Source organism: Kineosporia corallincola, from assembly GCF_018499875.1.
GTDB lineage: Bacteria > Actinomycetota > Actinomycetes > Actinomycetales > Kineosporiaceae > Kineosporia > Kineosporia corallincola.
The window spans coordinates 291,987-306,642 of sequence record NZ_JAHBAY010000003.1 but is presented as its reverse complement, the minus strand read 5'-3'; the positions used below and the strand labels follow the sequence as shown (position 1 = coordinate 306,642).

12 protein-coding genes are annotated in these 14,656 nt (G+C 70.4%); all 12 read left to right on the top strand.

Annotated features, from left to right (window positions below; all coding sequences use genetic code 11):
* The first annotated feature begins 4 nt into the window (after positions 1–4).
* The 12 genes from pdxS to KIH74_RS08545 all read left to right on the top strand — a co-directional run bounded on the left by pdxS (position 5) and on the right by KIH74_RS08545 (position 14,637).
* Entirely contained in the window at positions 5–940 is a 936-nt protein-coding gene (gene pdxS, locus KIH74_RS08600; RefSeq protein ID WP_214155276.1) for a pyridoxal 5'-phosphate synthase lyase subunit PdxS, read from the top strand.
* Positions 937–1,554: a pyridoxal 5'-phosphate synthase glutaminase subunit PdxT gene (gene pdxT, locus KIH74_RS08595; RefSeq protein ID WP_214155275.1), complete on the top strand. Its 618-nt coding sequence runs from the start codon at positions 937–939 to the stop codon at positions 1,552–1,554. The genes pdxS and pdxT overlap by 4 nt, the downstream gene beginning before the upstream one ends.
* Before the next feature lie 107 nt (positions 1,555–1,661).
* Positions 1,662–3,146 carry a DHA2 family efflux MFS transporter permease subunit gene (locus KIH74_RS08590; RefSeq protein ID WP_214155274.1) on the top strand — a complete coding sequence of 495 codons (1,485 nt, stop codon included), beginning with the start codon at positions 1,662–1,664 and terminating at the stop codon, positions 3,144–3,146.
* 89 nt (positions 3,147–3,235) lie between these two features.
* Entirely contained in the window at positions 3,236–3,994 is a 759-nt protein-coding gene (locus tag KIH74_RS08585) for a YebC/PmpR family DNA-binding transcriptional regulator (protein WP_214155273.1), read from the top strand.
* A gap of 84 nt (positions 3,995–4,078) precedes the next feature.
* Positions 4,079–4,756, top strand: coding sequence for a crossover junction endodeoxyribonuclease RuvC (gene ruvC / locus KIH74_RS08580; RefSeq protein WP_214155272.1), 678 nt, complete (start codon positions 4,079–4,081; stop codon positions 4,754–4,756).
* A 248-nt stretch (positions 4,757–5,004) separates the two neighbouring features.
* Positions 5,005–5,640, top strand: a complete 636-nt coding sequence (gene ruvA / locus KIH74_RS08575) for a Holliday junction branch migration protein RuvA (RefSeq protein ID WP_214155271.1) — start codon at positions 5,005–5,007, stop codon at positions 5,638–5,640.
* Positions 5,637–6,827 (top strand): Holliday junction branch migration DNA helicase RuvB, encoded by a 1,191-nt coding sequence (gene ruvB / locus KIH74_RS08570; protein ID WP_214155270.1) that lies wholly within the window; start codon positions 5,637–5,639, stop codon positions 6,825–6,827. Before ruvA ends, ruvB begins: the two co-directional genes overlap by 4 nt.
* Before the next feature lie 311 nt (positions 6,828–7,138).
* Positions 7,139–7,528, top strand: a complete 390-nt coding sequence (gene yajC, locus KIH74_RS08565) for a preprotein translocase subunit YajC (RefSeq protein ID WP_214155269.1) — start codon at positions 7,139–7,141, stop codon at positions 7,526–7,528.
* 57 nt (positions 7,529–7,585) lie between these two features.
* A complete protein-coding gene (secD, locus tag KIH74_RS08560) occupies positions 7,586–9,568 on the top strand; it encodes a protein translocase subunit SecD (RefSeq protein ID WP_214155268.1) in 1,983 nt (660 codons plus the stop codon).
* The gene (gene secF, locus KIH74_RS08555) at positions 9,568–10,701 is read left to right on the top strand and encodes a protein translocase subunit SecF (RefSeq protein WP_214155267.1); all 1,134 of its coding nucleotides are present in this window, start codon (positions 9,568–9,570) and stop codon (positions 10,699–10,701) included. The genes secD and secF overlap by 1 nt, the downstream gene beginning before the upstream one ends.
* Entirely contained in the window at positions 10,698–11,243 is a 546-nt protein-coding gene (locus KIH74_RS08550; protein ID WP_308113662.1) for an adenine phosphoribosyltransferase, read from the top strand. The genes secF and KIH74_RS08550 overlap by 4 nt, the downstream gene beginning before the upstream one ends.
* A 1,093-nt stretch (positions 11,244–12,336) precedes the next feature.
* Positions 12,337–14,637: a RelA/SpoT family protein gene (locus KIH74_RS08545; protein WP_281417743.1), complete on the top strand. Its 2,301-nt coding sequence runs from the start codon at positions 12,337–12,339 to the stop codon at positions 14,635–14,637.
* Positions 14,638–14,656: the final 19 nt, after the last annotated feature.

Genomic DNA, 14,656 nt, shown 5'->3' with positions numbered 1-14,656 from the left:
CCGGATGGTCCCGGTCCCGCCAGCTCAAGCCAGTGTGAGGTACCCCGTGCCCGACACCCCTGTTACCGGAACCGGCCTCGTCAAACGAGGCATGGCCGAGATGCTCAAGGGCGGGGTGATCATGGACGTGGTCACGCCCGACCAGGCCCGCATCGCCGAGGACGCCGGGGCTGTGGCCGTGATGGCGCTGGAGCGGGTGCCCGCCGACATCCGCGCCCAGGGCGGCGTGGTCCGGATGAGCGACCCGGACATGATCGACGGCATCCAGGCCGCCGTCTCGATCCCGGTGATGGCCAAGGCCCGCATCGGCCACTTCGTCGAGGCCCGGGTGCTCCAGTCGCTCGGCGTGGACTACATCGACGAGTCCGAGGTGCTCACCCCGGCCGACTACGCCAACCACATCGACAAGTGGAAGTTCACGGTGCCCTTCGTCTGCGGCGCCACCAACCTGGGCGAGGCCCTGCGCCGGATCGCCGAGGGCGCGGCGATGATCCGCTCCAAGGGCGAGGCCGGCACCGGTGACGTGTCCAACGCCACCACCCACATGCGCACGATCAGCGCCGAGATGCGCCGCCTGCACGGCCTGAACGACGACGAGCTGTACGTGGCGGCCAAGGAGCTCCAGGCCCCGCTGGAGCTGGTCCGCGAGATCGCCTCCACCGGCAGGCTCCCGGTGGTGCTGTTCACGGCCGGTGGCATCGCCACCCCGTCCGACGCCGCGATGATGATGCAGCTGGGTGCCGACGGCGTGTTCGTCGGCTCCGGCATCTTCAAGTCCGGCAACCCGGTGGCCCGGGCCGAGGCCATCGTCAAGGCCACGACCTTCCACGACGACCCGGACGTCATCGCCAAGGTGTCGCGTGGGCTGGGCGAGGCGATGGTCGGCATCACCGTCGACGAGATCCCGCAGCCGCACCGGCTCGCCGAGCGCGGCTGGTGACCACTCCTCCCGTGGTCGGGGTGCTCGCGGTCCAGGGTGACTTCCGCGAGCACCTGGCCGCCCTCGCGGCCTGCGGCGTGGAGGCTCGTGCGGTCCGCCGCCCGGCCGAGCTGGAGGGCCTGTCCGGCATCGTGATCCCCGGGGGCGAGTCGACCACGATCGACAAGCTCACCCGCGTCTTCGAGCTGCGTGATCCGCTGAAACGGCTTCTGGACGCCGGTCTTCCCGCCTACGGTTCGTGCGCCGGGATGATCCTGCTCGCCGACCGGCTGGTCGACGCGGCGCCGGGCCAGCAGACCCTCGGCGGTCTGGACGTCACGGTGCGGCGCAACGCCTTCGGGCGGCAGGTGGACTCGTTCGAGGCCGACCTGGACGTCGCCGGGGTGGAGGGCGGTCCGGTGCACGCCGTCTTCATCCGGGCGCCCTGGGTGGAGGAGGTCGGGGCCGGTGCGGAGGTGCTCGCGCGGTCGCCGGAGGGGCACCCGGTCGCCGTCCGCCAGGGAAACCTGCTGGCCACCTCGTTCCACCCGGAGATCACCGGCGACCACCGGGTGCACCGGCTGTTCGCCGCGATGGTCGGGGACCACGTGGAGAAGACCCGCGCGAACCGCTGAGTCGTGCCCGGGAGACCTGGTTCTCGGGCCGGGGGAACAGTTCGCTTCGCCGGCTGGTTGGTTAGCCTAGGTAACGACCTGCGGTTGCTTCACGAACGAGAGTCCCGATGCCCGAGCTGAGTACTTCCCGCCGCTACCTGGTGCTGGCGATCTGCTGCATGAGCATATTGATCGTCGGGCTGGAGACCACGGTCCTGAACGTGGCCCTGCCGTCGCTCCAGGAAGACCTGGGCTCGTCGGTGTCCGGGCTGCAATGGGCGCTGGACTCCTACACGCTGGTGCTGGCCAGTCTGCTCATGCTCTCCGGCTCGACCGGCGACCGGATCGGCCGGCGGCGCACCTTCCAGACCGGCCTGACGATCTTCGTGCTCGGCTCCGCGCTGTGCAGCCTGGCCCCCGACCTGGGCTGGCTGATCGTGTTCCGGATGGTCCAGGGTGCCGGCGCCTCGATGATGAACCCGGTGGCGCTGTCGATCGTCACGAACACCTTCCCCGACCGGCAGGAGCGGGCCCGGGCGATCGGGATCTGGAGCGCCGTGGTCGGCGTCAGCATCGCCGTCGGGCCGATCCTCGGCGGCTTCCTGGTCGACACCGTGGGCTGGCGCTGGATCTTCGTCATCAACGTGCCGATCGGCCTGCTCGCCCTCGTGCTGACCGCGCTGTTCGTGCCGGAGTCCAAGGCCGGGCGGGCCCGCCGGATCGACCCGGTCGGTCAGTTGCTGGTGATCGTCGTCCTGGCGTCGCTGATCTACGCGGTGATCGAGGTGCCTCACCTGGGCTGGGACTCGCCGCTGGTGATCGGGCTGCTGGCCGTCGCGGTGATCGCCGCGGTGGGCCTGGTGGCCTACGAGAAGCGCCGCCCCGAGCCACTTCTCGACGTGCGCTTCTTCCGCAGCGCGACGTTCTCCGGGGCCACGCTGATCGCGCTCACGGCGTTCGCCGCGTTCGCCGGGTGCCTGTTCGTGAACACCCTCTACCTCCAGAACGACCTGGGCCTGACGCCGTTCCAGGCCGGCCTGCACCTGCTGCCGATGGCCCTGGTGGTGATGGCGCTGGCCCCGATCTCCGGGCGCATGGTCGGCGCCTACGGCACCCGTCCGTCCCTGGTGATCGGCGGGCTCGGGATGGTGGCCGGCACCGTGGCCCTGACCTTCATGGAGCCCGGCCAGCCGCGGGTGCTGCTGCTCGGGTCCTACGCCCTGTTCGGTATCGGATTCGGCTTCCTGAACGCCCCGATCACCGCCACCGCGGTCTCCGGGATGCCGCCCTCGCAGGCCGGTCTGGCGGCCGCCGTGGCCTCCACCAGCCGGCAGGTCGGCACCTGCGTCGGCGTGGCCGTGGTCGGGTCCGTCTACACGGCGGCGCTCGGCGCGGACCCGGACGCGGCCTCGCGGTTGTCCGCGGCCCACACCGGCTGGTGGGTGGTCGCCGGGTCGGCGCTGCTGGCGCTCGTCGTCGGTGTCGCGACCTCGGGAAAGTGGGCCCGGGACAGCGCCGAGCGCACGGCGGCGGGGCTGGCGGCGGAGTCGCTCACACCTGAATCGGGGACGACGAGGAGCCCCGGACCGGACGCGGCCGAGGCCGTGCGCTGAGGGCGTGCATCCGGGACCGGCCGCGCATGAGTAGGATTGCTCGCTGAGCTTTGGTTTCTGAATTGTTTTGCTAAACGGGAGGCGACCCGATGTCCGGCCACTCCAAGTGGGCTACCACCAAGCACAAGAAAGCCGTCATCGACGCCAAGCGTGGCAAGATGTTCGCCAAGCTGATCAAGAACATCGAGGTCGCGGCCCGCACGGGCGGCGGTGACCCGGCCGGCAACCCGACGCTGTACGACGCCATCCAGAAGGCGAAGAAGTCGTCGGTGCCGAACAACAACATCGACAACGCGGTCAAGCGTGGTTCCGGCGCCGAGGGCGGCGGGGCCGACTACCAGACGATCATGTACGAGGGCTACGGCCCCAACGGTGTCGCGCTGCTGATCGAGTGCCTGTCGGACAACCGCAACCGGGCCGCCATGGAGGTCCGCACCGCGATGACCCGCAACAACGGCGCGATGGCCGACCCGGGCAGCGTGGCGTACCTGTTCAACCGCAAGGGCGTCGTGGTGGTGCCGAAGACCGACGGCCTGACCGAGGACACGGTGCTCGAGGCCGTGCTCGAGGCCGGGGCCGAGGAGGTCAACGACCAGGGCGAGGTGTTCGAGGTGCTGAGCGAGGCCACCGACCTGGTGGCCGTGCGCACCGCGCTGGTCGACGCCTCCATCGACTACGACTCGGCCGAGGCCCAGTTCGTGCCGTCGATGAACGTCCCCCTCGACGAGGACGGCGCGCGCAAGATCTTCAAGCTGATCGACGCCCTGGAAGACAGCGACGACGTGCAGAACGTCTACGCCAACTTCGACGTCTCCGACGAGGTCATGGCGCTCGTCGACGCCGAGTAGTTCTCTCCGTGCCGGAGCCGGTTGTGACATGTGTTGTCGGTGTCGCTCCCGGCTCCGCCCGGTTTGGGCTGTGATCGTGCTCTCATGCGTGTTCTCGGTGTCGACCCCGGCCTGACCAGATGTGGCGTGGGGGTGGTCGACGGGCTGCCCGGGCGTCGCGCCCGGATGGTGGCGGTCGACGTCATCCGTACCCCGGCCGGCCATGACCTCGGAGCCCGCCTGCTCGGGATCAGTGACGGCGTCGAGGGCTGGATGGACCGGGTGCGTCCCGACGTGGTCGCGGTCGAGCGGGTCTTCAGCCAGAACAACCTGTCCACGGTGATGGGCACCGCGCAGGCGGCGGGGGTCACCGTGCTGGCCGCCGCCCGCCGCGGCATCCCGGTGGTGCTGCACACGCCGAGCGAGGTGAAGGCCGCCGTCACCGGGTCCGGCCGTGCGGACAAGGCCCAGGTCACCGCCATGGTGCAGCGCATTCTCCAGCTCGCCGAGGCTCCCCGGCCGGCGGATGCCGCCGATGCCCTGGCCCTGGCGATCTGTCACCTCTGGCGGGACGGGACGGCGCTCTCGGGCGGCGGTGTCGCGGCCGGTGGCGGAGCTCCGGCCGGGCGGACGGTCTCGGGCGGGGCCGTTTCGGGGGGCGGGGCCGTTTCGGGTGGTGGGGCGGGTGCCGGTGGTGGGGCGGGTGCTGGTGGGGCCACCCGGGCGCAGAAGGCGTGGGTGGCGGCGATCGAGGCGTCGCGGAAGAAGTCTCGCCAGCGTTGAGGCAACGAACGCGTTGAGGCAACGAGTGGCGTTCAGGCAACAAGTGACGTTCAGGCAACAAGTGGGGTCGAGGCGGCGGGCGGCGTCGAGGCGGCGGGCGGTGTCGGTGTGCCGGGCGGCGACCCGGCGATCCGCAAAACGGTGCGTTCGACCGGAAAAGGCGCGCCGGTGCGGTCTCCTGACCGGTTCTGTCGGTGGGTCCGGCTAGATTGCCTTCTCGTACAGATGTTCGGAGGCGAGGAGTCGCGGTGATCGCGTCGGTGCGGGGACGGGTGGCGGCCGTCCGGCTGGACTCGGTGGTGGTCGAGGTCGGCGGTGTCGGGCTGCTGGTGCAGGCCACGCCGGGCACGCTGGCAGAGCTGCGGCCCGGGCAGGAGGCCGAGCTGGCCACCAGCATGGTGGTGCGGGAAGACTCGCTCACCCTGTTCGGTTTCGCCGGGGCCGACGAGCGGGACGTGTTCGAGATCGTCCAGACGGTCTCAGGCATCGGGCCGCGGCTGGCACTGGCCATGCTCGCCGTGCACACGCCCGAGGGGCTGCGCCAGGCCGTCGCCAACCAAGACCTCACCGCGCTGACCAAGGTGCCCGGCATCGGTCGCAAAGGCGCGCAGCGCATCGTGCTGGAGCTCACCGACCGGCTGGGCGCCCCCAGCGGCGGGGCCACCGCGGCCGGCGCCGCGAAACCCGTTGCCGAGAGCGGATGGCGCGATCAGGTGCTCGATGCGCTCACCGGGCTGGGCTGGCCGGCCAAGGCCGCCTCCGACGCGGTCGACAAGGTGGTCGGCGGGCCCGACGCCGCGGTGCCGCTGCACGACTCCGGTGCCACCCCCGACATGGCCCAGGTGCTGCGGGCCGCGCTGCGTCAGCTCGGGCGCACAGGATGACGGGCCTGCCCGGCCGCGACCCGGACCACGACCTGACCGGCGGCCCTATCGACGGCCCGGCCGGTGGCCTGGCCGGTGAGGTGCCCGGCGGCCCGGACGAGTCGCTGGAACTGCTGAACTCCGGCGCGAATCTGGACGACCGGCTGGTCGAGGGGGCGCTGAGGCCGCAGCTGCTGGCCGATTTCGTGGGCCAGCAGGTGGTGCGCGAACAGCTCAGCCTGGTGCTGGACGCCGCCAAGGCCCGCGGCACCACTCCCGATCACCTGCTGCTGTCCGGGCCCCCCGGCCTGGGCAAGACCACGCTCGCGATGATCGTGGCCCACGAGCTGAACGCCCCGCTGCGGGTCACCAGCGGCCCGGCCATCCAGCACGCCGGCGACCTGGCCGCGGTGCTCTCCTCACTCGGCGAGGGCGAGGTGCTGTTCGTCGACGAGATCCACCGCGTCGCGCGCCCCGCCGAGGAGATGCTCTACGTCGCGATGGAAGACTTCCGGGTCGACGTGGTGGTGGGCAAAGGGCCTGGCGCCACGGCGATTCCGCTCGACCTGCCGCCCTTCACCCTGGTCGGGGCCACCACCCGGGCGGGCATGCTGCCGGGCCCGCTGCGCGACCGGTTCGGCTTCACCGGCCACCTCGACTTCTACGCCCCGGCCGAGCTGGAGCAGGTGCTGCGGCGTTCCGCCGAGCTGCTGGGGGTCCGGCTCACCGCCGAGGCGGCGGCCGAGATCGCCGGGCGCTCGCGTGGCACACCGCGTATCGCCAACCGTCTTCTGCGCCGTGTGCGGGACTGGGCGCAGGTTCGGGGCGACGGGGTGCTCGACATCGTCGCCGCCCGGGCCGCTCTGGAGGTTTACGCCGTGGACGAACGGGGTCTCGACCGTCTCGACCGCTCGGTGCTGGAGGCGCTGTGCCGCCGCTTCGCCGGCGGCCCGGTCGGTCTCTCCACCCTGGCCGTCGCGGTGGGCGAGGAACCGGAGACGGTCGAGACCGTCTCGGAGCCGTTCCTGGTGCGCGAGGGACTGCTCGGCCGCACTCCGCGTGGGCGCATCGCCACCCCCGCCACCTGGGAACACCTGGGTCTGACCGCACCGGCCGGGTTTGCCTGGACCGGTGCCGGCGCCGGCGGCGGCACGCTCAGCAGCCGCTCCGGCGCGGTGCAGCAGCCGCTGCCCGACCCGGAGACGTGAGACCGGGACCTGCGCTGTGACAAGAGATGTCGGGCGAACTGTCGATGAGCGGTTCCCGTCGTCCACCATGGGTCACCCGGCCCGTGGACGGCGGAGAACGGTCCTGCTCAGAGGTCAGGTGAACGGAGCACCCAGTTCGCTGTGGGAGCATGCGTGCTCACGAGCGCGCCGAGGTCGGGCATGATGGTCGGTTGGTGCCGAAAGGCAACCTGACGGCCGCGCCGGCCGACTAGGACCTCGGAAGGCCCGGGCAGCGGCGGACATGAGGTTGGGACGATGAGGACGACTTCTTCGACGGAGTGGGTGACGACGTGGAACTGATCATTCTGGCGGTTCCGCTGGTCCTGCTCTGGCTGATGGTGAGCCGGGGCCGCAAGCAGCAGCGTGAACTGATGGCGACGCAGGACTCGGTCCGGCCCGGCACGCAGATCATGACCACCGCGGGGCTGTACGCCGAGGTCGTCGCGGTGGAAGAAGAGGCTGTGATCCTGGAGATCGCGCCCGGCGTGCACACCCGGTGGAACAAGCGGGCCATCGGGCAGGTCGTCTCCACCCCCGGCGAGCCCGACGGCACCGCGAGCTCCGAAAGTACCGCCAGCTCCGAAAGTACCGCCAGTGAGGACATCCGGTCCGAGGCCGGATACGCCGCACCCCCGAACTCCGACGCCACCGACGGCGGCACCGGACCCGACGGCCGGTAATCCGGCCCAGACTGCGACGGCGCCAGCCGTCTCGAGAACGAGAAGAGACCCTCTACCGTGGCACGATCCAGCAACGCCTCCCGACCAGGTCGGGCACTGCTGTTCTTGGTCGCGATCCTCGCCGTCGTGTACGCCGTGGTCGGCATCCGCACGGTGACGTCGAACGGCGGCTGGACCCCGGCGCTCGCACTCGACCTCGAGGGCGGCACCGAGATCATCCTCGAGCCGACGCCCCTGAACGGCGAGAACGTGACTCCGACCAGCGAACAGCTGGACGAGGCCGTGAACGTGATCCGCCAGCGGGTCAACGGTTCCGGTGTCTCCGAGGCCGAGATCACCACGCAGAGCGGCAAGAACATCGTCGTCTCGCTGCCCGGCGATCCCGACGAGGCCACGCTCAACCTGGTCAAGCAGTCGGCGCAGATGAACTTCCGCCCCGTTCTGGTGTCCGAGGCGGTGACCACCACCGCCACCTCGACAGCCACCCCCACGCCGTCGACCACCAGCAGCGCCGACGCCACCCCGAAGGCGTCCACGAGCGCCAAGGCGTCGGCCAAGGCCACCGAGAAGGCCGAGCAGGGCGACTCCTCCGACGACGCGGACGAGAACAAGCGAGTGGTGCCGAAGGCCCTGCGGGCCGACGCCACGCCGACCGACGAGGCCACCTCCTCGCCGAGCGCCGCGTCCACGGCCGAGTCGTCCGCGGCGGCGTCCGCCGACCCGTCCGCCACCTCCTCGGCGACGGCGAGCAGTGACGACACCACCGCCACCACCGACGCGAGCACCGGCACAGCGTCGGATCTTTCGCAGATCACCGAGGAGCTCTACGCGCAGTACACGGCGGAGACCTGCTCGGACCCGGCGAAGATCCAGAGCAACGCGGTCGCCGCGGACAAGCCGCTGGTCACCTGTGACCAGGACGGCCTGTACAAGTACATCCTCGGCCCGGTCGAGGTCCCCGGCTCCGACATCAGCGACGCCACGGCCGGTCTCCAGGCCAACAGCCAGGGCTTCTCCACCGGTGCCTGGGTGGTCAACCTGGAGTTCAACTCCGACGGCTCGAAGAAGTTCGGCGAGGTCACCAGCCGCCTGATCCAGCTGACCGGCTCGCAGAACCAGTTCGCGATCGTGCTGGACCAGCTCGTGGTCTCGGCACCCACCACGAACTCGGCCATCACCAACGGCCAGGCAGAGATCTCCGGCAGCTTCACCCAGGACTCGGCCGAACTGCTCGCCCAGCAGCTGAAATTCGGTTCGCTGCCGGTGTCGTTCCAGGTGCAGACGCAGAACCAGATCTCCGCGCTGCTCGGTGGCGAGCAGCTGGAGCGCGGTCTGCTGGCCGGCCTGATCGGTCTGGTGCTGGTCGTGATCTACTCGCTGCTCCAGTACCGGGCCCTGGGCCTGGTCACGGTGTTCAGTCTCGGCATCGCCGGTGCGCTCACCTACGGCCTGGTCGTGCTGCTCGGTGAGACCGAGGGCTACCGGCTGAGTCTCGCGGGTGTCACCGGCCTGATCGTGGCCATCGGTATCACCGCCGACTCGTTCATCGTGTACTTCGAGCGGGTCCGCGACGAGGTGCGCGAGGGCCGGCCGCTGACCTCCGCGGTGGAGGCCGGCTGGGACCGCGCCAAGCGCACCATCCTGGCCTCCGACGCGGTCAACTTCATCGCCGCCATCGTGCTCTACCTGGTGGCCGTCGGCGGTGTCCGTGGGTTCGCCTTCACCCTGGGCCTGACCACGCTGATCGACGTCGTCATCGTCTTCCTGTTCACCAAGCCCGCGGTGACCATGCTGTCGCGCATGCACTTCTTCTCGGGCGGTCACGCGCTGTCGGGCTTCAGCCCGGCGCAGCTCGGCCGGCCCTCCGCGTACGCCGGCCGGGGCCGGGTGCGGCCCTCCGGCCCGACCGGTGAGGGCGAGAGCATCGCCGCCCGGCGCGCGGCCGCGGCCCGGGAGGCCGGTCTCGAACCGGGTGATCCGGGAGGCGGTTCCGCCGACCAGGACCACGTCACCACGTCCGGCCCGGGGAGGAACTCCTGATGTTCAGCTTCGCCGCCTTCGGTAACGACCTGCACTCCGGCAAGCGTTCCTTCGCCTTCGTCGGTCACCGCCGCATCTGGTACGCCATCGCCCTGGCGATGACCGTCGCCTCGATCCTGTCGCTGGCGCTGGTCCGGCTCAATCCCGGCATCGAGTTCCGCGGGGGCTCGGAGTTCCAGCTCTCCCGGGTCGCCGACACCGACACGATCAAGGGTTCGGACGCGGTCGACTCGGTCGTCCCCGGCGCCGAGGCCCGGGTCACCGTGATCGGCAACGACAGCGTCCGGGTCCAGACCGAGACGCTGAGCGAAGACGAGACCAGCCAGGTCAGGGATGCCCTGGCCAAGGCCTACGACGTCCCCGACGACAGCATCACGGCCAACTTCGTCGGCGCCAGCTGGGGAAGTGACGTCACCAAGAAGGCCGTGCAGGGTCTGCTGATCTTCCTGGTGCTGGTCGGCATCATCATCGCCGCGTACTTCCGCACCTGGAAGATGTCGGTGGCCGCGCTGATCGCCCTGCTGCACGACCTGATCATCACGGCCGGCCTCTACGCGCTCACCCGCTTCGAGGTCACCCCGGCGTCCGTCATCGGGTTCCTCACCATCCTCGGGTACTCGCTGTACGACACCGTGGTGGTGTTCGACAAGGTCCGCGAGAACACCGACCGGATCACGCTGTCGACCAAGCGCACCTACGAGGAGGCCGCCAACCTGGCGGTCAACCAGACCCTGGTGCGCTCGATCAACACCTCGGTCGTGGCCCTGCTGCCGGTCGCGTCCATCCTCTTCATCGGTGCCTTCGTGCTCGGGGCCGGCACGCTGAAAGACATCTCGCTGGCCCTGTTCATCGGTATCGCCGCCGGCACCTACTCGTCGATCTTCGTGGCCACGCCGCTGCTGGTCGATCTGCGCCGACGTGAGCCGGAGATCGTGGCCCACACCCGCAAGCTGCTCAAGCGGCGCGCCGAGGTGGCCTCCGGGTCGCAGTCCGGCACCACGCAGGACGCCGAAGAGCCGGTCGTCGTCGCCGCGGGTGTCGGTGGCGGCGAGGCCGAGGGCAAGCGTGGCCCGGCCGTGCAGCGGGAGAACTCCGGCCAGCGCGCCCAGCCCAAGCGGGGACGTCGCCGGTGAGCACCGACGGCGCACTGGTGAAGCGCCTCGAGGCGGGGGTCCGGGACATCCCGGACTACCCGTCCCCGGGGATTCAGTTCAAAGACATCACGCCGCTGCTGGCCGACCCGGTGCTGTTCGGCGCCGCGGTCGAGGCCCTGGCGGCGGCGCACGGCCCGGGCAGCGGGGCCGAGGTCGACGTGGTGGCCGGGATCGAGGCCCGGGGGTTCATCTTCGGGGCCCCGGTGGCCCTGGCTCTCGGCGTCGGCTTCGTGCCGATCCGCAAGAAGGGCAAGCTGCCGCACACCACGGTCTCCGCGGAGTACACGCTGGAGTACGGCACCGCCGTGATCGAGGTGCACGAAGACGCCGTGCGTCCCGGCCAGCGGGTGCTGCTGCTCGACGACGTGCTGGCCACCGGCGGCACCGCCGAGGCCGCGGCCGGTCTGCTCGAAGGACTGGGTGCGGAGGTGGTCGCGCTGTCGTTCCTCGCCGAACTCGGGGTCCTGAACGGACGGGAGCGACTCGCTGGGCGTGTGGTGAAATCGTTGCTGAATTACTGACGGCTGTTTCCTCCGCCCCCGGGCGGAGGATTTCAGTCGGTCACGTAACGGCGCGTGATGGCGCCGATACTCAATGCTCAAGTTAGCGGCGAAGTCAATACGGAAAGGGACCGTTTCTCGCAAAACGGGGAATGAATCGGCTCGTGGGCTCGCTCTGATACCTGCCGATGATGCTCAAGACGGGCAGTGAGCTTGTCGAGAGCCGAGGCACGAGAGACGGCCGGGCCCTACACTCGTCCAGCAAGAGTCTCCGTGGCGAGACGTACGACGTCGGGAGGATCGGGTGTCCGAAGAGGTCGCAGCGAGGGTGGCGCAGCAGGCGCTGCCTGACGGGCGGAAAGGTCGCCCCGTGCTGTCGACCGTGAGGGACCCGCAGACCGAGGCCGGTATCGAGACCGCGGTCGCCCCCGACGAGCTGTCCGAGCAGCCAAGGTCCTCCGAGCAGCAGAAGTCCCGGTCCGCCGCTGGGCAGAGGCCGTCCGTCCCTGCCCCGGCGGCGCGTCCGGCGTCCACCGGTGCCGGCGCGTCCGGCCCCGAGTCGTCGTCCGCATCGCAGTCGATCGAGAACACCACGTCATCCCTCGGGCCCGTATCCGCCGGTGGGTCCCAGGCCCCGGAGAGGTCGAGGTCCGCAGGCGGACCGGACTCACCGAAGAAGCAGAGCCTGCCCGGTGGCCAGGAGTCCCGGTCCTCGCGGTCGTCGGGTCAGCAGGCACCTGAGCCTACTGGCCACCAGGCCGCGGGCCAGGGATCCCGCGCCGGTGGTCCGGCCGAGAAGTCCGCAGGCTCCCCGGCCGAAAAGCGCTCGGGTGCCTCAGTCCTCAGACAACCGGCTGCCTCCGGCCACCCGACCACCACCGCGCGCCAGACCGCTCCGCGCCAGCCGGTCACTTCACAGCAGCCGGCCACCACTTCACAGCAGGCGGCCACCACATCACAGCAGCCGGTCGGCACTTCGCAGCAGCCGGCCATCACATCACGTAGGCCCGCCGCATCGCCCCAGCCGGCCGCATCGCCCCAGCCGGCCGCATCGCCCCAGCCGGCCGCATCGCCCCAGCCCGCCGCATCGCCCCAGCCCGCCGCTCCCCAGCAGATGCCCCGCGCCACTGTCGAGCCTCGCCGCTCCGGCGAGCCGCTGGTCTCCCCGGTCCGGGTGTTCTCGCGCATCGCCCGGCTCGGGGCGGCCTCCCGCAACCCCAGCTCGCCGCTGCTCGAGCCGCTGCTGCGCAGCGTCCGCAGCGCGCACCCGAAGGCCGACGTCAGCGTCATCGAGAAGGCCTTCGTGGTGGCCGAGAAGGCGCACTCGGGTCAGAAGCGCAAGAGCGGCGATCCCTACATCACGCACCCGGTGGCGGTGTCGCAGATCCTGGCCGAGCTGGGCATGACGCCGGCCACCCTGGCCGCCGCCCTGCTGCATGACACGGTCGAAGACACCGACTACACGCTCGACATGCTGCGCGACGACTTCGGCGACGAGATCGCCATGCTGGTCGACGGCGTCACCAAGCTCGACAAGGTCAAGTACGGCGACGCGGCGCAGGCCGAGACCGTGCGCAAGATGGTCGTGGCGATGTCGAAAGACATCCGCGTGCTGGTGATCAAGCTCGCCGACCGGCTGCACAACGCCCGCACCTGGCGTTACGTGCCCGCGCACAAGGCCGAGAAGAAGGCCCGCGAGACCCTCGAGATCTACGCGCCGCTGGCCCACCGGCTGGGCATGAACACGATCAAGTGGGAGCTGGAAGACCTCAGCTTCGCCACGCTCTGGCCCAAGGTGTTCGACGAGATCGTGCGCCTGGTGGCCGAGCGCGCCCCGGCCCGGGAGGACTACCTGGCGCAGGTGCGCGAGCAGGTCTCGGTGGACCTGCGTGCGGGCAAGATCAAGGCCGTGGTGTCGGGCCGCCCGAAGCACTACTACTCCGTGTACCAGAAGATGATCGTGCGGGGCCGCGACTTCGCCGACATCTACGACCTGGTGGGCATCCGGGTGCTGGTCGACTCGGTGCGCGACTGTTACGCCGTGCTGGGTGCGCTGCACGCGCGCTGGAACCCGGTCCCGGGCCGGTTCAAGGACTACATCGCGATGCCCAAGTTCAACATGTACCAGTCGCTGCACACCACGGTGATCGGTCCCGAGGGCAAGCCGGTCGAGATCCAGATCCGCACCCACCAGATGCACCGCCGGGCCGAGTACGGCGTGGCCGCGCACTGGAAGTACAAGGACGACGCCAACGGCGTGGGCACGCCGGGCAGCAACACCACCGACATGACCTGGCTGCGCCAGCTGCTCGACTGGCAGCGCGAGACCACCGACCCGGGCGAGTTCCTGGAGTCGTTGCAGTTCGAGATCCAGGCGCAAGAGGTCTACGTCTTCACGCCCAAGGGTGACGTGGTGGCGCTGCCGTCCGGCTCCACGCCGGTCGACTTCGCCTACGCCGTGCACACCGAGGTCGGTCACCGATGTATGGGCGCCCGGGTCAACGGCCGCCTGGTGCCGCTGGAGAGCGCCCTCGACAACGGTGACGTGGTCGAGGTGTTCACCTCCAAGACCGACGCCGCCGGCCCCAGCCGCGACTGGCTGAACTTCGTCCACAGCCCACGGGCCCGCAACAAGATCCGCCAGTGGTTCTCCAAGGAGCGCCGCGAGGAGGCGATCGAGTCCGGCAAGGACGCGATCACCAAGGCCATGCGCAAGCAGAACCTGCCGATGCGCCGTCTGCTCACCCATGAGGCCCTGATGGGCCTGGCCACCGAGCTGCGGTTCCAGGACGTCTCCGGTCTGTACGCCGCCGTCGGCGAGAGCCAGATCTCCGCCGCGCACGTCGTGCAGAAGCTGGTCGACTCCGCCGGTGGCGAGGCGGGCACCGAGGAAGACCTCGCCGAGACCGTCACCCCGATGCGTCCCCGTCGCCCGCGGATGGGCGACCCGGGCGTCGTGGTGAAGAACGTCGAAGACGTCTGGGTGAAGCTCGCCCGTTGCTGCACCCCGGTGCCCGGCGACCCGATCATCGGGTTCGTCACCCGTGGCTCCGGTGTCTCCGTGCACCGCACCGACTGCAACAACGTCAGCGGTCTGCGCGAGGAGCCCGACCGCATCGTCGACGTCGAGTGGGCGCCCAACCAGGCCAGCGTGTTCCTGGTGCAGATCCAGGTGGAGGCCCTCGACCGCAACCGCCTGCTGTCCGACGTCACCAGCACGCTGTCGGACGAGCACGTGAACATCCTGTCGGCCAACGTGACCACGTCACGGGAGCGGATGGCCATCTCCCGCTTCACCTTCGAGATGGCCGACCCGGCCCACCTCGGCCACGTGATCGCGGCCGTGCGTCGGGTGGACGGGGTGTTCGACGCCTACCGGATCACCGGTCGGCGCACCGACAGCGACCTGGACTGAGCCCACCGGATCGGCCTGG

Bases quoted from the DNA above. Each gene is read 5' to 3' on its own strand.
- pdxS (WP_214155276.1), top strand. From the start codon at position 5: ATGGTCCCGGTCCCGCCAGCTCAAGCCAGTGTGAGGTACCCCGTGCCC.
- KIH74_RS08590 (WP_214155274.1), top strand. From the start codon at position 1,662: ATGCCCGAGCTGAGTACTTCCCGCCGCTACCTGGTGCTGGCGATCTGC.
- KIH74_RS08585 (WP_214155273.1), top strand. From the start codon at position 3,236: ATGTCCGGCCACTCCAAGTGGGCTACCACCAAGCACAAGAAAGCCGTC.
- ruvC (WP_214155272.1), top strand. From the start codon at position 4,079: ATGCGTGTTCTCGGTGTCGACCCCGGCCTGACCAGATGTGGCGTGGGG.
- ruvB (WP_214155270.1), top strand. From the start codon at position 5,637: ATGACGGGCCTGCCCGGCCGCGACCCGGACCACGACCTGACCGGCGGC.
- secF (WP_214155267.1), top strand. From the start codon at position 9,568: ATGTTCAGCTTCGCCGCCTTCGGTAACGACCTGCACTCCGGCAAGCGT.
- KIH74_RS08545 (WP_281417743.1), top strand. From the start codon at position 12,337: ATGCCCCGCGCCACTGTCGAGCCTCGCCGCTCCGGCGAGCCGCTGGTC.